Source organism: Aquitalea magnusonii (assembly GCF_002217795.2).
In the GTDB taxonomy this organism is placed as follows: domain Bacteria; phylum Pseudomonadota; class Gammaproteobacteria; order Burkholderiales; family Chromobacteriaceae; genus Aquitalea; species Aquitalea magnusonii_B.
The window spans coordinates 2319092-2338664 of record NZ_AP018823.1 but is presented as its reverse complement, the minus strand read 5'-3'; the positions used below and the strand labels follow the sequence as shown (position 1 = coordinate 2338664).

Sequence of the window (19573 nt, the reverse complement as noted above, 5' to 3'; positions counted from 1 at the left end):
CTGGCCTGATCAGTCGGCGCTGGCGTCTTGCGGCGGCAGGTACGGCTGGATTTCCTCCAGCAGCGCCTGATGGCAATCCAGCAACTGGGGCAGCAATTGCTCCAGTTCGGTCGCTGCCTGCTGCTGGGCGGCGGACTCAATGCGGTAGCACAAGGCGGCAAACGGCGCCGCGCCAATCGACAGCGCCGCCCCGCGCAGCGCATGGGCAAACATGGCGCTGTCGTTCATGCGCTGCTGGCTGATGGCCTGCTGCAGTTTTTCCAGCCGCAACTGGGCATCGCGGATAAAGGTTTGCAGCAGGGCGAGCACAAACGCTGCATCACCGTCACAGTTTTCCAGGGTTTTCTGATAATCCAGCTGACAGCCGGTGACGGCCTCGCTCTGTGGGGCCGTGTGCTGCGGCAGGGTGCTTTCACCGCTGAGCACCCGTTCGATTTCTTCAAACAGACGCTGCGCATCCACCGGCTTGCTGACATAGCCATCCATGCCGGCTGCCAGGCAGCGTTCCCGGTCGCCGGTCATCGCATTGGCGGTCATGGCAATCACCGGCAGGCGCGGCAGTTGCTGCGCGGCCTCGCGCTGGCGTAGCGCGCGGGTGGCTTCCAGGCCGTCCATCACCGGCATCTGCATGTCCATCAACACCAGGTCGAATTTTTGCGCCGCCAGCAGTTGCAGTGCCTGTGCGCCATCTGCCGCCACGCTGGCCAGGCAGCCGCGCCGCGTCAGAATGGCCAGCGCCAGCTTCTGGTTGACCTCGTTGTCTTCCACCAGCAGCACATTCAACTGTTGCTTGCTGTCGTAGCCGCCGGTGCTGGGCTGCAGGCTGTCCGCTGCGCTGCTGGCCGTCATGCCGCGCAACTGGCAGATGGTGGCCAGCAGTTCTTCCTGCGGTACTGGTTTGGTCAGATAGCCGCCTATGCCCAGCTCCTGGCAGCGGCGGCCATCGCCACGCTCGCCGGAGGAGGTGAGCATGATGATGTCGGCCTGGCAGCCTTGTTGTTGCAACTGGCGCGCCACCTCGAAGCCGGACATGCCCGGCATGTGGCCATCCAGCAGGATCAGGTCGAAGCTGCGCGCCTGCAGCAGCGCCAGGGCCTCGAAACCGTCGGCACTGAGGGTGGCCACCATATTCCAGTTTTTCAGCAGCGCCGCCAGCCAACTGCGGTTGGTCGGGTTGTCGTCGCATACCAGCACTTCCAGTCCGGCCAGTTCGGACGGCTGGCTGGCCGCTGCCTGCTCCTCGCTCAGTTGCAGCGGAATGCTGAAGACGAATTCCGAGCCTTGTTGCGGGGTGCTGGTCACGCGGATATCACCGCCTAGCAGGGCAACCAGTTTCTGGGTGATGGACAGGCCCAGCCCGGTGCCGCCATAGCGGCGGGTGGTGCTGTTGTCGGCCTGGGCGAAGGCATCAAAGATGACGCGCTGCTTTTCCGGCGCGATGCCAATGCCGGTGTCCCGCACGGTAAAGGTCATCAGGTAGCGCCGGTCTGTCTGCTGCTGGCCGCGGATGTCCAGCAGGATCTCGCCTTCTTTGGTGAATTTCACCGCATTGCCCAGCAGATTGTTCAGCACCTGGCGCAGGCGGGAGGGGTCGCAGATAAAGCGGTCCGGCAGTTCGGGCGCAATCTGGCAGATGACTTCCAGATTGCGCTCCTCGGCCTTGCGCGCAAAGGGGTAGACCGTCTGGCTGACCAGGCTGCGCAAGGAGAAGGGCAGTTCTTCCAGCACCATCTTGCCGGCATCGATCTTGGAGAAGTCCAGGATGTCGTTGATGATGATCAGCAGCGAATCGGCGGAGGATTTGACGATTTCCAGGTATTCGCGCTGCTCGGTGGTCAGCTCGGTATCCAGTGTCAGTTCGGTCATGCCGATGATGCCGTTCATCGGGGTGCGGATTTCATGGCTCATATTGGCCAGGAAGGCACCCTTGGCCACATTGGCGGCTTCGGCCAGATCCAGCGCGCGGTCCAGCTTGCGGCTGAGTGCCTCGGCTTCTTCGCGCCGTTTTTCACTGTGGGACAGGTTGCGCCAGGCCAGGGCGGCTATCAGCACGGCCACCAGCATCAGCAAGGCGGCGGTGATGGCCACCATGGAGTTGATGTCCTGCAGGCTCTGGTTGCTGGCGTTGGCGGCATCGGTTAGCCGGCTGTTGGCACCCACGGTCAGCTCGCGCACATTGTCGGCCACGCTGTCCAGCCGCTTGAGCAAGGCCTGGGCCTGGGCGCGGTCAAAATAGCCGTCACCGGCATTCAGCTGCCGGTCGGTCTGGGTAATCAGGCTGCCCAGCGGGCCGATCTGCTGCTGATACCACCCGCTGTTGTGAAACAGCGAGGCATAGCGGTATTCCTGCAGCAGATTGATGCGCGATACCAGGATGTTGTAGCGCAACTGCAGCTCGTCCAGGTCGCTGCTGTTGCCACGGCTTTCTGCCAGCTTGGCCGCACCCAGGGTGCGGTAGTAATCGATGCCAAGCTGGGAGTAGACCCACACCACATTGTCCTGCCCTTGCTCGGCAAAACGCTTCATTTCCGCCTGTTGGCGCTGGTATAGCATGCCGACCACCAGCAGGGCGGCCACCATCAGGATGCCCAGCAGCCAAAGCTGGCTACTGATGCGTGTTTGCCGTGAGAACCAAGACACTGAAGGCTTCCGTTAAGGGTTTATTCGACGCGGATGCGGTTAACCTGCCATACGCAGCGGGAGTAGATTTCCTTGGTGCGCAGTTCGGGTTTCTTGTCAAAGGGATACATCACGAACAGCGGGCCCTTGTCGCGCACGGTCAGCACCTTGCCATTGATCTTGCGGGCCAGGATGACATCGTATTTTTCCAGATCGGCCAAGGGAATTTCAGCCGCATAGTCATTCAGTGCCACCACGTACAGCTTGCTGCCCTTGCTGCCTGCCGCCTTGAGCACATCGCGGAACAGCGGGCCTTCAAAGGTTTGTTCCTGCTTGTACCAGGGGGTGGCTACGGTCATTTTTACCTGTGGCAGCTTGTCCAGCATGGCGCTATCGAATTGTGCGTCGGCCCCGCTGTTCTTTTCGGTGATCTGCCCGGTAATGGTGACGATGGGGTGGGTGGCAGGTTTTTCCAGCGCCAGGGCAGAGCCGGCATGCAGTGCCAGCAGGGCGCTCAGCAGCAGGGCGTGACGGGTAAGAGGCATGAGGGTTTCCTTGGTTGAGTGAAGCAGCAAGTGCAGGAAAAGGCGGGAAGTCTGTTGTTGAGCAGCATTCTACAAGCTGCCGGTGAAAAATCCATGCCTGATGAAGCAGTCATTTGAGGCGGTACACGGCCATGATTTGCCGCAGCGCTGCGATTGCGCGCAGGCACAGCGGCCTTGCCGTCGTCTGCCACCCTTTGCCTGGCGGTGTCCTCCAGCTTGCCCATGCTGTGCTGTCACCGTTTTTGCATAACTTAAAGCTATCCAGCAAACAGATTTTAAATATTTTCGGTATTCAGAACCCTTCCATAGACTGCAATCGTCAGTGCCTCGCCGCCATGGTTGAGCGGCGTGCTGATGCGGCTTGCGGCCTGGCTGTAAGCGGCACAACCCCATGCCACCCGCGTTTGCGGTGTTCGGGGCCTTATACAGGGAAGGAAGTGAAATGGTGATGGAAAAAACCGATACGCTGGTGATTGGCGCGGGCCAGGCCGGCATTGCCCTGAGCGAACACCTGAGCAAGCTGGATGTGCCGCATCTGGTGCTGGAGCGCCAACGCATTGCCGAGCGCTGGCGCTCGGAACGCTGGGATTCGCTGGTGTGCAACGGCCCGGCCTGGCACGACCGCTTTCCCGGCCTGGATTTTGATGATGTCGCGCCGGATGCCTTTGCCGGCAAGGAACGGGTGGCGGACTATCTGGAAGCCTATGCCCGCAAATTCCACGCCCCCATCCGCACCGGGGTGGAAGTGCTCAAGGTGGTGCGCAATGACGGACGCCCTGGCTTTACCGTGACCACTTCGGCTGGTGTCTTCGAGGCCAATCGGGTGGTGGCTGCCACCGGCCCCTTCCAGCAGCCGCTGATTCCGCAACTCATTCCGGCTGACAGCCCGGTGACGCAAATGCACTCGGCCGCATACCGCAACCCGCAGCAACTGCCGCCCGGTGCGGTACTGGTGGTGGGTTCGGGCTCGTCCGGGGTGCAGATTGCCGACGAGCTGCAGCGCGCAGGCCGTCAGGTGTATTTGTCGGTCGGCCCGCACGACAGGCCGCCGCGCCGCTACCGCGAGCGGGACTTCTGCTGGTGGCTGGGGGTGCTGGGGGAGTGGGATGCCCAGAAAGTGAAGCCGGGGCGTGAGCACGTCACCATTGCGGTGAGCGGCGCACGTGGCGGACATACCGTGGATTTTCGCCGGCTGGCCGAGCAGGGCATCACCTTGCTGGGCATGACCCGCTCTTGCGAAAACGGTGTGATGCAGTTCCAGCCGGACCTGGCGGAAAACATTGCCCGCGGCGATGAAAACTACCTGGGGCTGCTGGACGCTGCCGATGCCTATATTGCGCAGAACGGGCTGGAGCTGCCGCCAGAGCCGCAAGCGCGGCAACTGCCGCCGGACCCGGCCTGCGTGCGGCAACCCATCCTGTCGCTGGACCTGGCTGCCAGCGGTGTCAGCACCGTGATCTGGGCCACCGGTTTTGCCGTGGATTACTGCTGGCTGCAAGTGAATGCCTTTGATGAAAAGGGCAAACCCAGTCATCAGCGTGGCATCTCCAGCGAACCGGGCGTGTATTTCCTGGGCCTGCCCTGGCTGTCGCGGCGTGGCTCCAGCTTTATCTGGGGGGTATGGCATGACGCCAAGTTCATTGCCGACCACATTGCCACCCAGCGCAAATACCAGGCCTATCACGCCAGTACCCCAGCCACCGCAGCGCCGGTGCGTGAAACGGTTTGTCAGGCTGCTGACTAAGTGATTTGATTCGATTTGAAAGGACCCGGCGAAGCCGGGCCTTCCGACTAACTGATTGATTCCGCAGCCTTGCCATCTGTTCCCAATCCCCCCGCTCTTGCCCTGGCAATTGAAAAGATCGACTCGCTTTCTTTCCAGCAGGCGAGATGGGGGTTGTCAATAATCCGCGGCAGCGGCAAGACCGTCGCCCCACACACAGCAATGAGGTGAAACATGGTTCACAAACGCATTCGTCCGTTCAATACCCGCGATACCTACCCGGAACAAAAGCTGGATAACGACCTGTGCCAGGCGGTGGTGGCCGGCAATATGGTGTTCCTGCGCGGCCAGATCGGTCAGGACCTGGATACCCGCGAGTCGGTTGGCATCGGCGATGTCACCGCCCAGGCGGAAAAAGCCATGGCCAATGTGAAGATGCTGCTGGAGGAGTCCGGCAGCCATCTGGATCACGTGTGCAAGATCGTCATCTACCTGGTGGATACCCGCTATCGCGAGGCGGTGTATCAGGTGGTGGGGCGCTGGCTCAAGGGCGTGTATCCGGTGTCCACCGGGCTGGTGATTTCTGCTCTGGCACGGCCTGAATGGCTGGTGGAAATCGACATCACCGCGGTGATTCCGGAAGGCTATCAGCCATGACCTTTTCCATTGCCGCACGTTGTCCGCAAACCGGCATGCTGGGGGTGGCGGCGGCCTCATCCAGCATTGCCGTGGCCAGCCGCTGCTGCCATGTGGCAGCCGGGGTGGGCGCGGTGATGAGCCAGAATGTCACCAACCCGGCCCTGGGTCCCAGGGCGCTGGCCTTGATGGCCCAAGGCCAGCGTGCTGGCGAGCTGCTGGCGGCATTGGCCGGTGCTGACCCGCATCTGGCCTGGCGTCAGTTGCTGCTGGTGCCGGCGCAAGGGGAGATTGCCACCTTCAGCGGTCAGCATGCGCTGGGGGTGTTTGCCACGGCGCAGGGCGAACACTGCGCTGCCGGTGGCAATATCCTGGCCGATGCCCGCCTGCCGGCGCGCATGGTGCAGGCTTTCGAGGAGAGTCGCGGCCATCTGGCCGAGCGCCTGCTCACCGCCATGCAGGCCGCGGTGGCGGCGGGGGGGGAGGTCGGGCCGATTCACGCTACCGGAATCAAGCTGGTATCGACGCAGAGCTGGCCGGTGGTGGACCTGCGGGTGGACTGGAGCGATGGCGAACCGGTGGCTGAACTGCAGCAGCTTTGGCAGCGCTATCAGCCGCAAATGCAGGATTACATCACCCGTGCCGAAGCGCCAGAACAAGCCCCTGGCTATGGGGTGCCGGGGCTGTAGCCTTGCCGCCTTAAACGCACAAGCCAGATCCGCATGGATCTGGCTTGGCAGTGGCTACGCCATGACGAGCGGGTGGCGGTGGGGCCTGGCCTCCGGGCAGAACCAGGCCCATGCCGCTGGCTGATCTTTATTCAGCGACGCGGCGCTTCGTACCAGCCCTTGGTCGCATTGACCACTTTGACCACCAGCAGCATCACCGGGACTTCGATCAGCACACCGACAACCGTGGCCAGCGCGGCACCGGATTCGAAGCCGAACAGGCTGATGGCGGCGGCCACGGCCAGCTCAAAGAAATTGGAAGCACCGATCAGGGCGGAGGGGCAGGCGATATTGTGTTTTTCGCCCACCGCCCGGTTCAGCCAGTAAGCCAGTGCGGCGTTGAAAAACACCTGGATCAGAATGGGCAGCGCCAGCAGCGCAATCACCAGTGGCTGCCTGAGGATGGCCTCCCCCTGAAAGCCGAACAGCAGCACCAGCGTAGCCAATAGTGCCGTGATCGACCACGGGCCGGTCTTGGCCATGGCGGCGGCAAAGACGGCCTGCCCCTGGCCTAGCAGTCGCTTGCGCCATAGTTGGGCCAGCATAACCGGGATGACGATGTAGAGCAGCACCGAGGTGAGCAGCGTATCCCAAGGCACGGTGATGGACGAGATGCCCAGCAGGAAGGCCACGATGGGCGCAAAGGCAAACACCATGATGCTGTCGTTGACCGCCACCTGAGACAGGGTGAACAGCGGGTCGCCATTGGACAGCCGGCTCCAGACAAACACCATGGCGGTACACGGTGCGGCAGCCAGCAGGATCAAGCCGGCAATATAGCTATCCAGTTGCTCGGCTGGCAGCATGGGGGCAAACAGATTACGCACGAACAGCCAGCCCAGAAAAGCCATGGAAAAAGGCTTGACCAGCCAGTTGACGAACAGGGTGACGGCAATGCCGCGTACATGCTGACGCACTTCGTGCAGGGCGGCAAAGTCCACCTTCACCAGCATGGGAATGATCATGACCCAGATCAGCAGGCCGACAGGCAGGTTTACCCGTGCCAGCTCCAGATGGCCGATGGCCTGGAACCAGGACGGAGCAAGCTGGCCGGCCGCGATGCCGGCCACAATGCACAGCAGGACCCAGACCGATAGCAAACGTTCGAAGAGACCCATTGGCGCTGCGCTGCCGCTTGTGCCGGTGGCATTGCATTGGCGGTTTGACATGGCGGCTCCTTACTGGCCAAGTGCGGCGCGCACCGCCGGCACCAGCCGGGCGCGGATGTCTTCATATACGGCGACAAAGCTTTCCAGCGGCTCGCCATGCGGGTCGTGAAAGCCCACATGAATGCGCGGCACCGGGCGCGGAAACACCGGGCAGCTTTCCCTGGCGTTGTCGCAGACGCTGACCACCAGATCAATGTCCTGATGCATCACTTCTTCCACCGACTTCGGGTGCAGGCCTGCGGTGGGCAGGCCGGCCAGTTGCAAGGCCTGGATGGCACCATCTGCCACCTTGGGCTGAGGCTGGGTGCCGGCGGAAATGGCCTGTACCAGGCCTGGCAGTGCGTGGTTGAGGATGGCCTCAGCCATCTGGGAGCGGCAGGCATTGCCGGTACACAGCACCAGCACGGTTTTGGGTGCGCTCATGATTTCAGCTCCGGAGTATCTGCATGGGGCGCGGGGCAGTGCCCGGACCCGCCGCAGGCGGCAGCCATCGGCAGGCAGGGCTGACCCTGGCAGCAATTGCGCGTCAGGAAGGCGATGAGCTGGTCCATCATGTGGTATGCGGCGCAATAGCGGATGAAGCGGCTTTCACGCTCACCTTTGATCAGGCCGACACGACTGAGATGGGACAGGTGAAAAGACAGCGTGGCATTGGGAATGCCTAGCTGTTCTCCAATGGCAGAGGCGGTGATGCCCTGCGGTCCGGCTTCTACCAGCAGACGAAAAATGGCAAGACGAGACTCATGCCCAAGCGCGGCAAGAAGTTCGGCGGCAGTTATTGTTTCCATATTTCCATTATTATGGAAATAATGTTGGTGGTCAAGGTGATGGGCGGCTGGTGGCAAAAAGCGTAAATCTATTATTGCAGTAGTATGGTAGTGGGTAAGAAATACTGCTATCACACAGACAGTAGTGATTGTGCTTATGCAATGATGAGCGCTATTGCCTGTCATTACGCAGCAACAAAAACACCAGATCGCCATCGGCATTCATCATCTTGTCCTGGATGGTTGCCGATAATGCCGCCCAGCTTATCTAAAACGTTGTCAGTATTTCGATCGGGGATGTGTATGTTCAATAAGAAACTGCATGCAAAAATTGCCAGCCAGGATGCTGCGCTAGAACAACAACAGGCCGTGCTGGAGGCCATCAGCCTGTCCATGGCCAGCGTGAGCTTTGACTTGAACGCCAATGTGACGGATTCCAACTCCCTGTTTCAACAGGTAATGGGCTATGGCGCATCCAGCTTGCTGGGCATGAATCACCGTGCTTTCTGCGATCCGGACTATGTCGCATCGCGTGATTATCAGGAGTTCTGGAATTCCTTGCGCGCCGGCAAGCCTTATATCGGGCGGGTAAAGCGGGTGCGCAGTTCTGGCGAGAGGATATGGCTGGAGGCAACCTACAACCCGGTGAAAGACAAGGCGGGAAAGGTGATTGGCTTCATCAAGTTTGCCACCGACATCACCCGGCGGGTGGAAGAGGCTGCGCGCAACAAGGCGGTGCTGGAGTCGGTTAACCGGGTGATGGCCAGTATCGAGTTCACCGTGGATGGGGTGATTACGGCGGTCAATCATAACTTCCTGCAGACCATGGGCTATCAGGAGTCGGAATTGATAGGCCAAAGCCACCGCAGATTGTGCGCACCAGAATTTGCCCAAAGCCGCGAATACACCCAGTTGTGGGATCAGCTACGCAGCGGACAGTTTTTTTCCGGGCAGATCAAGCGCATTGCCAGGGATGGTTCCGAGCGCTGGCTGGAGGCCAGTTATAACCCGGTATTTGACGATGCCGGCAAAGTGATTTCCGTCATCAAGTTTGCCACCGACATCACGGCAAACGTGATTGCCCAGAAGCAGGAGCGCGACAGCGCGCTGTTTGCCTTCAATACCTCACAGCAAACCCGGCAATGGGCGGAAGAGGGTGTGAACAATATCTCCGACAGCGTGGCCAATATTGAAAACATGGCTAACGAGATTTCCACCGCGGCACAAAGCGTCCAGTCGCTGGGGCAGCACTCGCAGCAGATTGGTACCATTGTGCAGACCATCAAGGACATTGCCGATCAAACCAATTTGCTGGCCTTGAATGCCGCCATCGAGGCGGCGCGCGCCGGAGAAACCGGCCGTGGCTTTGCCGTGGTGGCCGATGAGGTGCGCAAGCTGGCCGAGAGAACCTCGCTGTCCACGTCAGAGATATCCGGCATGGTCAGCGCCATCCAGAGCCAGACCGGTACCGCGGTAAACAATATGGATCAGATCAAGAAGCTGGTGGAAGGCAGTGTCGGGCAGGTCAACAAGGTGGGTGATGTCATCAACCAGATCCGCCAGGGGGCGGACTCGGTCGTCACCGCCATCCAGCAGATGGTCCTGGACAAAGGCGTGCAGTAGTCACGCCATGTCCCGCATATGAAAAACCCCGCGTCAGGCGGGGTTTTTCATATCAGACAGCATACCGGACAGGCTGTAGCGATGGTTTTGACAGTGCAATGGCATAATGCTAATAATTAACAAAAAATATCTAAACAGCACATTATTATGTATAAAACGATTGCAAATGTGATTGCAAAGCACATGCCGCCAGATGCCAGCCTGATCGGCTATGGCAATGGCCATCGTTCCTGGCTGTTCAATGTATCCTGGCCTGCTGCCGGTGAGGCTGAGCACGCCGGCCGACGCTATACCGTCTTTATCCGGATTGAACATGATGTGATTGAAGACGGAGTGCGTTTTGAGCTGGAAAACATGGAAGGCAAGATAGCTGCTTATCTCAAGTATCAGTTTGCCCATTTCCGCCCGGTCAACAATCCCTTCCTGCCTGCCGATGCGCCACATGATTTATGGACTATCAGTACTGCGGTACTGGATTGATGGTACAAACCCCTCATTCCAATTGCTGTGTTTGATCCGCAGCGCCTTGCTGCGGCCTGTCACCACGCAGTGGCCGGGCATATATCACGATACGACTTGCGCCGTAAGCGGCAGCACTCCAGCCAGGCAAACTGGGCTGCAGCTATCTGTCCGCACTCTGCCGTGAATGGGTGAGCTGCTCGCGCCAGGTGTTGAGGATGTGTGCTTGAGTCGGCCTTGCTGGTGATTTTTTGACATGTCCTCGCCTATCGTTGGGCCTGACCGCAAACGCTGCCCTCGCCGCAGGGCATGTGCCATCGACAATGCATCGTGATCGTCAATGAAATCTCTCTACAACTGCTTCCTGCAACTAGGAATAAGCCGTCAAGTTGAAGCCCGCCAGTTTCTATTGCGTGCCGGCGAAGTGGCGCAACGGCTCTATTTGATCGAAAAGGGATGTTTGCGTCTCTGTATTATTGACCCGGCTGGTCGCGAAACGAGTACCCAATTCTTTTTCGAGGGAGACGTTGTTGCCTCCTTGGAAAGCTTGCTGACAGGCAATCCCAGCAGCCAATACTTGCTTAGCATGGAGGCCTGCGACTTGCGGGTGCTGGATGCATCCGAGCTGATGCAGCGGGCTCAGTCAGATACCCAGCTTCAAGCAGAGCTGCACGCGTTAACGCAGCGACGATTAATTCACTACGTCAATCTTTACACAAGCGCCATCGCCGATTCACCTACCCAGCGCTATCTGGCTTTGCAGGCCACACACCAACAGCAACTGGAGCGCATTCCACTTCACATTCTGGCAGCGTATCTGGGGGTGAGTGCAGTACACCTGAGTCGAATCCGGCGCAAACTGAAAAGTGAGTCGGGGTCGCCTGCGCGCTGAACATTTGTTAATGCCCCCATGAAACCTAAGTTGCATGATGGCCCCATCACAAACACATTGGAGCAAGCATGCATACCTTGGTCATCCTGTCACACCCCTATGCTAAGAGTTATTGTCATGCCTTGTTCGAGCGAGTGGTGCTGACGCTCGAACAGGCCGGACATTCGGTTGACCGACTACACCTGGACCAGGAGGAGTTTGATCCCATCATGCGTGGCGCTGATCTTGCCGTTTATGCAAAGGGTCAAACTGCCGATCCCGCCGTGTCGGCCTATCAAGCCCGTATTGCTGCTGCGCAGCAGTTGGTATTCATCTTCCCGATCTGGTGGGAAGTAATGCCGGCCCTGCTAAAAGGCTTTCTTGACAAGGTGTTTACCAAGGGCTGGGCTTACCAGCCATCGAAACTGGGTGTCAAAGGAAATCTGGGACACATTCAGCGGGCAGTCATCGTGACCACGATGAACACGCCCAAATGGGCATACCGCTGGCTATTTGGAGACGCAGTGCAACGCGCGCTGGCACGGGGCACCCTGCGCAAATGCGGTGTCCAAAAAGTGGAGTGGGTGGCTCTGTCGCCAGTCAGCCATGTTTCGGATGAAAAACGTCAACGCTGGTTGAAACAGGTGGCGTCCAGGTTTGCTTAACGTCTTGCGTGTATCCGGCGTAGGCAGCAGCGTGTTGCATGATGAGCCTGCGGGGACAGGTCTTCTAAGAACCTTGTCCTCAAGTTGTTGCGGCGCTTGCTCAGCTGGATGGCCAGTCACGGATGATTGCTCCGGTGCTGTTTGAATCAATCAGGGCGCTGCTTGTACCAGGCTGCGTTCTTTTATTTCACCCGCGCCACCTCATCCACCCGCGTGGTGTAGCAGGGCGATTTCTTGTCCTGCCGCATGCGCCAGTCCTCGCTCAGTCCTTCTGCCCCCAGTTTTACCGTGCCACTGCCAAAGTTCCGGTTGAGTTTGTCGATGGCGGCCATCAGTTTGGCGCGCTTGGGGTCGGGCAGGGGGCTGAACAGGTCGCGCTGCTGGATGGCTGGTGTGCCGATGTCCATCAGGATGATGCCGGCCTTGTGGTAGCTGAACTCGGGTCGCCAGATGGCGCGCAGCGCGGCCTGGGCAGCGTGGTTGAGCAGCAGGGTGTCGGCGCTGGGGTGGATCAGCGGCACACAGGTGTAGCCGTGGTACTGGCCCAGCTCGCGAAACGGGTTGGTGCGGATGCTGACGCCAAGCAGCCCGGCCACGCAGCCCTGGGCGCGCAGCTTTTCGGCGGCGCGGGCCACGTGGTGGCTGATGCTGGCTGACAGCGCGGGCAGGTTGCGTACCAGGCGGCTGAAGCTGCGGCTGGAGATGATTTGCTGTTTGGCCGGGGCCACATCTTCCAGCGCCAGGCAGGGCGCGCCGTTGAGCTCCGCCACCGTGCGTTCCATCACGACATTGAACTTGCGCTTGATGTGGCGCGGGTCGGCCTGTTTCAGGTCCAAGGCGCTGTGGATGTTCATCTGCGTCAGCTTGTGGGCAATGCGCCGGCCAATCCCCCACACTTCACCCACCGCAAATTCGGCCAGCAGCCGGTCGGCCTCGCGCGGGGTCAGCCAGTCCCATTCAAACACACCGTTCCACTCCGGCCGCTTCTTGGCCACGTGGTTGGCCAGCTTGGCCAGCGTCTTGCTGCTGCCCATGCCCACGCAGGTGGGAATGCCCAGTCCCTGCCACACCGCCTGGCGGATGCGGTGGCCATGGCTGTCCAGGTCCGGGATGCCTGTTACATCGAGAAAGCATTCGTCGATGCTGTAGATTTCCTGCTGCGGGGCAAAGCGCGACAGCACATTCATCATGCGGCGTGACATGTCGCCGTACAGCGCATAGTTGCTGGAAAACACTGCTACGCGGTGCTTGTGGCATAACTGTTGCACCTGGTAGAAGGGCAGGAAGGCGGGAATGCCCAGCGCCTTGGCCTCGGCCGAGCGGGCCACCACGCAGCCATCGTTATTGGATAGCACAATGATGGGGCGGCCAAGGAGGTCCGGGCGGAACACCCGCTCGCAACTGGCGTAAAAGCTGTTGCCATCCACCAGCGCAAAAGTGCTCATACCAGCCGCCGCACCACGGCAATCACCACCCCCCATATCTGCAAGGTGTAATCGCCTTCCGCCGGAATCATCGGATAGCCGGGCGCATCGGCCAATAGTGCCAGCAGGCCTTGCTGCTTGTGCAGGCGGCGCAGCACAAAGCCGTCTTCATGCGCGGCCACCACCACATTGCCATGGACTGGCGTGCGCGCCTTGTCGATCAGCACATAGTCGCCCTTGAAAATACCGTGGATGGCATCGTTGCTGGCCATCATCAGAAAGGTACAGTCCGGGTCATCCACCAGCAGGGTGTTGAGGTTGATATTGTCCTGCACGTAATCGTCGGCCGGGCTGGGGAAACCGGCGCGCACGCTGTCGGCCATCAGGGGAATGCGTAGCGGGCTGGAGCGGGACAAGGGGATGGGGTAGTGCATGGCTACTGCTCGATATGATTATGTACAAAATCAAATATAGCAGAAAGCACGCCGCCAGGTGTGAGGATTTGCCGGTGGGCAGGGTAGATTGAAATGCTGGCGCTGAGGTGGCGGCTTGCTGCTGTACCACGCCGTCATCTGCCGCAGTGGCCGGTTGATAAGGAAGGCAGGTGATGGTTTGCCGCGCGGCAGGGACTCGCCGGGCATATTGGGCGAGTCCCTAGCGCGCATGGCCTCAGGGATGGCTGTGTGTGCAGCACCTCACGACCAGGGCCAGCAATGAGGCAAGCGCGGCAAACATGGTGACTGCACTCCAGCCGTAACGTGCCAGCAGCAGACTGGCCAATACCGAACCGAGCGACATGCCAATGAACATGCAGACAAACAGCAAGGCATTCAGTCGGCTGCGTGCTGCAGGATCAATCCGGTAGATCACCGCCTGGTGGGCAATCAGGCTGGCTTGCACGCCAAGGTCAAACAGCACGGCACCAGCGGCCAGCAGTATCAGTTGTACATGTACCGAGCATAAAGGTGCCAGGCTCAGCATCACAAAGGCCAAGGTGGCAAGACCGGCACCGGCACGTGTCACGACTTCCGGTCCCTGGCGATCTGCCATATGCCCGGCCAGCGGTGCGGCCAGCGCACCGGCAGCGCCGGCCAGACCAAACGCGCCGGAGGCAGCGCTGCCCATGTGGAAAGGATTGTTGTGCAGCATGATGGCCAGCGTGGACCAGAATGCGCTGAATCCAACCGATAGCAAGCCTTGTGCGATGGCCGCCCGGCGCAGGGCACCATGCTTGCGCCACAAGGTAAACAGCGAACCGAGCAGGGCGTGATATGCCAGGCTGGTGCTGGGCTGGAAGCGTGGCAGAAAGCGGCGGATTGCCAGGCCGGTCAGCAGAATCGTAGCCGCGGCAATGAAGAACATCGCACGCCAGCCATACTGCTCAGCCACCACGCCACTGACCACGCGCGACAGCAGGATGCCGGTCAGCAGGCCAGTCATTACGCTCCCCACCACTTTGCCGCGCTGGGTTTCCGGGGCCAGGGTGGCCGCAGCCGGCACGATATCTTGCGCCAGCGTAGCGCTCACCCCGATCAGCAGCGAGGCGGGCAGCAATACCGCCAGCGAAGGCGACAGTCCTGCCAGCAACAGGGCCAATACCAGCAGACCGGCCTTGATCAGCATGATGCTGCGCCGGTCATGCCTATCGCCCAGCGGGGCCAGCAGGAGAATGCCCAGTGCGTATCCCAGTTGGGTCAGGGTGGGAACCAGGCCGGCAGCCTGGCCCGAGGCACCGATATCGCCCGCCAATACACCCAGCATGGGCTGACTGTAGTAAAGGGAGGCAACCGACAGCCCCGCCCCTGTTGCCATCAGCAGTATCCGGAAGCGCGACAGGGATGGCCCGGCAGCCTGGCCAGCCATGGCCAGCGCAGCAGGGGTAAGCAGTTTGGAAGATGACATGTGCAGCCTCATGGAGTGGGAGATGACGGTCACATCATGAATGTGCGCGGCTTGTATGTGTAGCAGCCTGTTTGGAAGATCTGTTATACATTCAATGCATGAACAAGATCAGGAGCGCGGCAATGGATGACGATAAAGACGCGAGCGGCGCGCTGCGTACGGCCCTGCCTCTGCAAGCAGGTACGGGGGAGCGTATTGAGTTGATGCTGACCTTTCTCCGAATTGTCGAGGCCGGCAGCCTGTCTGCCGCGGCAGTACAACTGGGGACAACACAGCCCACCGTCAGCCGCCGACTGCAAATGCTGGAGCGCTCCCTGGGCTTGAGATTGCTTCAGCGCAGCACGCATGCCATGCGTTTAACCCAGGACGGTGAGCGCTGCTATGAACGCGCCAAGGAGCTGCTGGCCGGCTGGGCGCGGTTTGAGTCGGAACTCAAAGGGGCCAGAGAGGAGCCGGAGGGCGTGCTGCGCGTGATTGTGCCGCACGCCTTCGGACAGGAAAGGCTGATTGGCCCGTTGGCACGCTACTTGCAGCAACATGCCGGGATGGCGGTGGAATGGCTGCTGCATGATGATCGTGCCATCCAGGATTACATCGCGGCTGGCATCGACTGCGCAATTCAGGTGGGCGAAGTGCGTGATCCGGGCCTGGTGGCCGTGCCGCTGGCGCAGGTGCCGCGTATTGTCGTGGCCGCCCCTTCCTTGCTCAATGGCCAGCCCATCCCGCAAGACGCCAGCGAGCTGGCTGCGCTGCCCTGGCTGGCACTGCGCACTTTTTATCGCAATGAAGTACGGCTGACCCATTGCGAGACGGGAAAGAGCAAGCACATTCAGATCAGGCCGCGTTTTAGCACCGACAGCCTCTATGCCTTGCGTAGTGCTGCACTGCAGGGGGTAGGGGTGGGCATCGGTTCAAGTTGGGTGATGGATACCTATCTGGCGCAAGGACAGTTGATACAACTGGCACCCAAGTGGCAGGCGGCAGCGCTGCCGGTCAGCCTGGTCTACCCCTATGCCCGGTTCTATCCGGCGCGGCTACGCCGTTTTATCGATCTGATCCGAGCCGAAGCCCCCACAATCTTTGCTGCCCAGCAGCATGACCCGGCCATGGCACCCGCCGCTATGCCCAATCATGGCGTTGGCCGATGAGCTATTGGCACTCCTGGGCCGGATGGCTGGTACCCTGGCCAAGCCCTTTGGCCGGATTGCACGGCGACTGGGAAGCTGCGCTTGTTGCCCGCTATACCGCACAAGGCATGCACCATACCGGCTGCCTGTGTTACCCTGAGCAGGGTTTTTCCATGCTGCCATGACGGGGGCATGGTGTCTGACTGCCTTTTCGTCCCCGCACGCTCCTTCTTTGCCCGACTGCCTAAATTGAAGCGCTTGCCCGTTCGATCAGAACGTTTCCTCGCAATGCAATGCAGCTTCATTCCTGTAAAGGCGTCCCGGCATGCCCGGTTATCTGACCATGCAACAAACGGTGTCCGTTGGCGGCATCGATTATCTTGTCCGCTCCTTGCTGGACTCCCAGCAATATTCCGATCCGCTGGGCGAAGCGGAAGGACGCGGTATTTCACCGGCCAGTTGGTCCTTGTTTGGGCTGCTGTGGCCATCGGCCCGTGTACTTGCGCTGCTGATGCACAGCGAACCGCTTGCCGGTTTGAAAGTGCTGGAAATCGGGGCTGGCCTGGCGCTTGCCAGCATGGTGATTCACCGTCGCGCAGGGGATGTCACCGTGACTGACTGGCACCCGCGCAGCCCGGATTTCCTGCGCGAAAACCTGCAGCTCAACCATTTGCCGCCACTGGAATATCAGGCTGGCGACTGGGGTGGCAGCAATCCGGCACTGGGGCGCTTTGACTTGATCATCGGCAGCGATGTGCTGTACGAGCGCCAGCAGCCCGGCTTGTTGGCACACTTTATTGATCGCCATGCCACCGGGACGGCGGAGATTGTGATTGTTGACCCTGACCGTGGCAATCGAACCGGGTTTTGCCGGGAAATGACGGCTCTGGGCTATGGCTTCAAGGTGGAGCGCGCGCCAAGCAAGATGGAGAGCGGGGAAGCCTACAAGGGCTGTATTGTGCGGCTGTCTCGTCAGCGCGCACAGGCAGTCTAGCGCGGCAGCCTCACTGCTTGCGTATTGCGGTGTGCCAGGCGGCGTATCCGGGGCGCATGGTGCCAGCCTGCAAAGGCCGGGGAATCTGCCTTCCACGCCCCTATTGCGGCTGTCTGGTAATAATTATTGACAAATCAACAGGATAGGGGTATTGTTTCGGCACCTCTTCCCAAAGGTGATGTTCCAGATCACCTGCCTTGCCTTAACTGCTGCCGTTTCGCTACAGCAATTTCCGCCCAGGCCCACGAAGCCAATCCTCATGCCGCACAGCCGTTTTACCGGTGCGACAGATTACCTTTTCAGATTGGAAACACCATGTCCAAAGAAGACATGATTGAGCTCGAAGGTGTTGTCATCGAGATGCTGCCGGAATCACGTTTTCGTGTCCGGCTCGATAATAATGTGGAAATTCTCGCGTATGGTTCGGGCAAGATGAAGATACACCGCATCCGCGTGCTGCAAGGCGACCGGGTGACTGTTGAAATGTCACCATACGACCTGACCAAGGGGCGTATCAATTTCCGTCACCCAACTGCCAAACCAGCCTATCAGCCTCAAAGAAGGCCAAGACGCTAAAGACCAGGCGTGAAAATATGGTCGCAAGGAAAATAATTGAAAATTAATGAATTGAAACAAGGTGATTATATCACCCAGCAAGTAGACAATTTGACGGTTGCACTTGAAGTTGTATCGGTTAAAAAAATTGGCCGCCGCTTTATGGTTACGTTCAGCTCTGTGTTTGGTATCGAGACTGCAAGTTACCATGGTGATGCATATATCACCGTTTCTTGAGATTAAAAAATCCTGCCATCAGGCAGGATTTTCCGGCAGTCCAAAGATGAAAAAAGCCCCGTTTGGGGCTTTTTTCATACCAGCAAGAATTAAAGTGGCTGAATGCTGGCTGCAGCCGGGCCTTTCTGGCCCATTGCTCTGGTAAAGCTGACTTTCTGACCTTCGTGCAATGATTTGAAACCATCGGCACGGATCTCGGAAAAATGTGCGAAAAGATCGCCGCTGCCATTGTCCGGTGTAATAAAACCAAAACCTTTTGCATCATTGAAAAACTTAACGGTGCCTGTTTCCATGATTTACTCCTTGCGTCAATTTGAATTCCAGAAAACATGATAGTCAAGGGATAGATAAGGAAACAAGGAAGACCCATTTGGCGGGCAACGAGGTATCGATAGGTATGGCGCTTGAAAATCCTGCTTTTTCTTTTTTACGCTACAAACTGCGCTCGGTCAATATATTTCCGCTGTCTGGGGCATGATAATGGAAAAGATTCAAGCGGCTGTATTGGCCGGTGAATATTCACTGCTGCAATTTAATTCCCATTGTGATGAAATTGGCTGAAGTCTTCACCACGGCTAACCACATGGCGCAGCAGGATTTGGCGGCGTGGCGCTAACGCGTAGTAAAACGGGATGTATCCCGTGTACTGCATTGCTTGCGCTGTTTTACAACCGCTTGCGGCCGCAGCCAGCACGCAGGGGGGATTGAGCGCCGCTGTGTTCAGATGATGATGCGGATGTTGTCGATTACCTTGCGCACGCCTGGCATCCCGGCGGCGGCGTGCCGGGCCAGCGCTTGCTCTGACCAGCTATGCACACTGCCGCCAAGAATGACATCCGCCCCATCAATGCTGACGGTGATGCTGTCAATATCGCGGATGGCGCGGCGCTTGAGGGCGGTTTGCACTTCTTGCTCGATGGCATGGCTGAGGGGCTTGCTGCGCAGGCTGATGGCATTGCTGATGCCGGTTACGCCGCAGAGATGGCGCAACACATTGCTTGCTGCCTGGCGCTGGAAGTCCCATTCGACATCGCCTGCCAGCGTGATCCAGCCATGTTCAACCATCACCTTGATCGCATGCCCCTTGAGAGTTCCCATCAGTTGCAGCGCGTTGGCGGCTGCATGTGAAATATCGCTATCACTGCGCTGTTCGGTAGCCGGAATGACCACGGTCAGCGCTACTGCCAGTGCTTGCACCCCTTCAACCCGCAAGGCGGCACGTTCGGCTGACCACTTCTGGGTGGCGTCGGTCAGGACGCCGTTCAGGCTGACGACACCATCGTTGACCTGCACACCAATTTGACTGGCATCGAGCTGCGGGTCCCATTGCAATTCGGCGATGACATCTGCCTGTAGCTGTGTATCTGTCTTGCTCATGCTGACTACTCCTTTTGCGCGGAACAGCCATCATCGCCAGCAGTCTGCTTGGCGGTCTGTCTGTTAACGCAGGAAGACGGGAGGCTGGCAGTCACGCCAGCCGTAAAGGCCGTATTGTTCTGATGCGGCATAGCGCGGTAACAGCCCGTGGC

20 protein-coding genes and 1 pseudogene are annotated in these 19573 nt (G+C 59.4%); 11 read left to right on the top strand and 10 right to left on the bottom strand.

Annotated elements, in window-relative coordinates; genetic code table 11:
- Positions 1-9: 9 nt before the first annotated feature.
- The gene (locus DLM_RS11175; protein ID WP_089086293.1) at positions 10-2640 is read right to left on the bottom strand and encodes a response regulator; all 2631 of its coding nucleotides are present in this window, start codon (positions 2638-2640) and stop codon (positions 10-12) included.
- Positions 2641-2660: 20 nt separating this feature from the next.
- Positions 2661-3164 (bottom strand): molybdopterin-dependent oxidoreductase, encoded by a 504-nt coding sequence (locus DLM_RS11170; RefSeq protein ID WP_089086294.1) that lies wholly within the window; start codon positions 3162-3164, stop codon positions 2661-2663.
- 448 nt (positions 3165-3612) lie between these two features.
- On the opposite strand from DLM_RS11170, the gene DLM_RS11165 reads away from it, so the two are divergent.
- The 3 genes from DLM_RS11165 to DLM_RS11155 all read left to right on the top strand — a co-directional run bounded on the left by DLM_RS11165 (position 3613) and on the right by DLM_RS11155 (position 6212).
- On the top strand, positions 3613-4908 hold the full coding sequence (locus DLM_RS11165) for a flavin-containing monooxygenase (RefSeq protein ID WP_231960152.1): 1296 nt from the start codon (positions 3613-3615) through the stop codon (positions 4906-4908).
- Positions 4909-5121: 213 nt separating this feature from the next.
- Positions 5122-5544 (top strand): RidA family protein, encoded by a 423-nt coding sequence (locus tag DLM_RS11160; RefSeq protein WP_045848302.1) that lies wholly within the window; start codon positions 5122-5124, stop codon positions 5542-5544.
- Positions 5541-6212, top strand: coding sequence for a DUF1028 domain-containing protein (locus tag DLM_RS11155; RefSeq protein ID WP_089086296.1), 672 nt, complete (start codon positions 5541-5543; stop codon positions 6210-6212). Before DLM_RS11160 ends, DLM_RS11155 begins: the two co-directional genes overlap by 4 nt.
- Positions 6213-6343: 131 nt before the next feature.
- Here the strand turns inward: DLM_RS11155 and arsB are convergent, their stop codons facing one another.
- The 3 genes from arsB to DLM_RS23670 are packed head-to-tail and all read right to left on the bottom strand — an operon-like array spanning position 6344 to position 8409.
- Positions 6344-7369, bottom strand: coding sequence for an ACR3 family arsenite efflux transporter (arsB, locus tag DLM_RS11150; protein WP_089086297.1), 1026 nt, complete (start codon positions 7367-7369; stop codon positions 6344-6346).
- A gap of 60 nt (positions 7370-7429) precedes the next feature.
- Entirely contained in the window at positions 7430-7843 is a 414-nt protein-coding gene (locus tag DLM_RS11145; protein WP_089086298.1) for an arsenate reductase ArsC, read from the bottom strand.
- Complete coding sequence (locus DLM_RS23670; protein WP_231960151.1) at positions 7840-8409, bottom strand: ArsR/SmtB family transcription factor; 570 nt, start codon at positions 8407-8409, stop codon at positions 7840-7842. Before DLM_RS23670 ends, DLM_RS11145 begins: the two co-directional genes overlap by 4 nt.
- Positions 8410-8637: 228 nt before the next feature.
- On the opposite strand from DLM_RS23670, the pseudogene DLM_RS23860 reads away from it, so the two are divergent.
- The 4 genes and pseudogenes from DLM_RS23860 to DLM_RS11120 form a co-directional block, all read left to right on the top strand.
- Positions 8638-9726: pseudogene (locus DLM_RS23860) on the top strand (methyl-accepting chemotaxis protein); the annotation flags it as partial.
- 267 nt (positions 9727-9993) lie between these two features.
- Positions 9994-10290 (top strand): hypothetical protein, encoded by a 297-nt coding sequence (locus tag DLM_RS11130; protein WP_089086301.1) that lies wholly within the window; start codon positions 9994-9996, stop codon positions 10288-10290.
- A gap of 319 nt (positions 10291-10609) precedes the next feature.
- Entirely contained in the window at positions 10610-11161 is a 552-nt protein-coding gene (locus DLM_RS11125) for a Crp/Fnr family transcriptional regulator (RefSeq protein ID WP_089086302.1), read from the top strand.
- A 68-nt stretch (positions 11162-11229) separates the two neighbouring features.
- Positions 11230-11805 (top strand): NAD(P)H-dependent oxidoreductase, encoded by a 576-nt coding sequence (locus DLM_RS11120; protein WP_089086303.1) that lies wholly within the window; start codon positions 11230-11232, stop codon positions 11803-11805.
- A gap of 182 nt (positions 11806-11987) precedes the next feature.
- Here the strand turns inward: DLM_RS11120 and DLM_RS11115 are convergent, their stop codons facing one another.
- The 3 genes from DLM_RS11115 to DLM_RS11105 all read right to left on the bottom strand — a co-directional run bounded on the left by DLM_RS11115 (position 11988) and on the right by DLM_RS11105 (position 15131).
- The gene (locus DLM_RS11115) at positions 11988-13250 is read right to left on the bottom strand and encodes a Y-family DNA polymerase (protein ID WP_089086304.1); all 1263 of its coding nucleotides are present in this window, start codon (positions 13248-13250) and stop codon (positions 11988-11990) included.
- The gene (locus DLM_RS11110) at positions 13247-13663 is read right to left on the bottom strand and encodes a LexA family protein (RefSeq protein ID WP_089086305.1); all 417 of its coding nucleotides are present in this window, start codon (positions 13661-13663) and stop codon (positions 13247-13249) included. The genes DLM_RS11115 and DLM_RS11110 overlap by 4 nt, the downstream gene beginning before the upstream one ends.
- A 235-nt stretch (positions 13664-13898) precedes the next feature.
- Positions 13899-15131, bottom strand: coding sequence for an MFS transporter (locus DLM_RS11105; protein ID WP_089086306.1), 1233 nt, complete (start codon positions 15129-15131; stop codon positions 13899-13901).
- Positions 15132-15253: 122 nt separating this feature from the next.
- On the opposite strand from DLM_RS11105, the gene DLM_RS11100 reads away from it, so the two are divergent.
- The 4 genes from DLM_RS11100 (at position 15254) to DLM_RS23050 (ending at position 18044) form a co-directional block, all read left to right on the top strand.
- Entirely contained in the window at positions 15254-16279 is a 1026-nt protein-coding gene (locus DLM_RS11100) for a LysR family transcriptional regulator (protein ID WP_089086307.1), read from the top strand.
- Between the two features lie 304 nt (positions 16280-16583).
- Positions 16584-17252, top strand: a complete 669-nt coding sequence (locus DLM_RS11095) for a class I SAM-dependent methyltransferase (protein ID WP_089086308.1) — start codon at positions 16584-16586, stop codon at positions 17250-17252.
- Between the two features lie 315 nt (positions 17253-17567).
- Positions 17568-17828, top strand: coding sequence for a translation initiation factor IF-1 (gene infA, locus DLM_RS11090; protein WP_089086309.1), 261 nt, complete (start codon positions 17568-17570; stop codon positions 17826-17828).
- Between the two features lie 36 nt (positions 17829-17864).
- A complete protein-coding gene (locus DLM_RS23050) occupies positions 17865-18044 on the top strand; it encodes a hypothetical protein (RefSeq protein WP_145985836.1) in 180 nt (59 codons plus the stop codon).
- 89 nt (positions 18045-18133) lie between these two features.
- Here the strand turns inward: DLM_RS23050 and DLM_RS11085 are convergent, their stop codons facing one another.
- Together DLM_RS11085 and DLM_RS11080 are read right to left on the bottom strand one after the other, a co-directional pair.
- Positions 18134-18337, bottom strand: coding sequence for a cold-shock protein (locus tag DLM_RS11085; protein ID WP_089086310.1), 204 nt, complete (start codon positions 18335-18337; stop codon positions 18134-18136).
- A 427-nt stretch (positions 18338-18764) separates the two neighbouring features.
- Positions 18765-19421: a BON domain-containing protein gene (locus tag DLM_RS11080; RefSeq protein WP_089086311.1), complete on the bottom strand. Its 657-nt coding sequence runs from the start codon at positions 19419-19421 to the stop codon at positions 18765-18767.
- Positions 19422-19573: the final 152 nt, after the last annotated feature.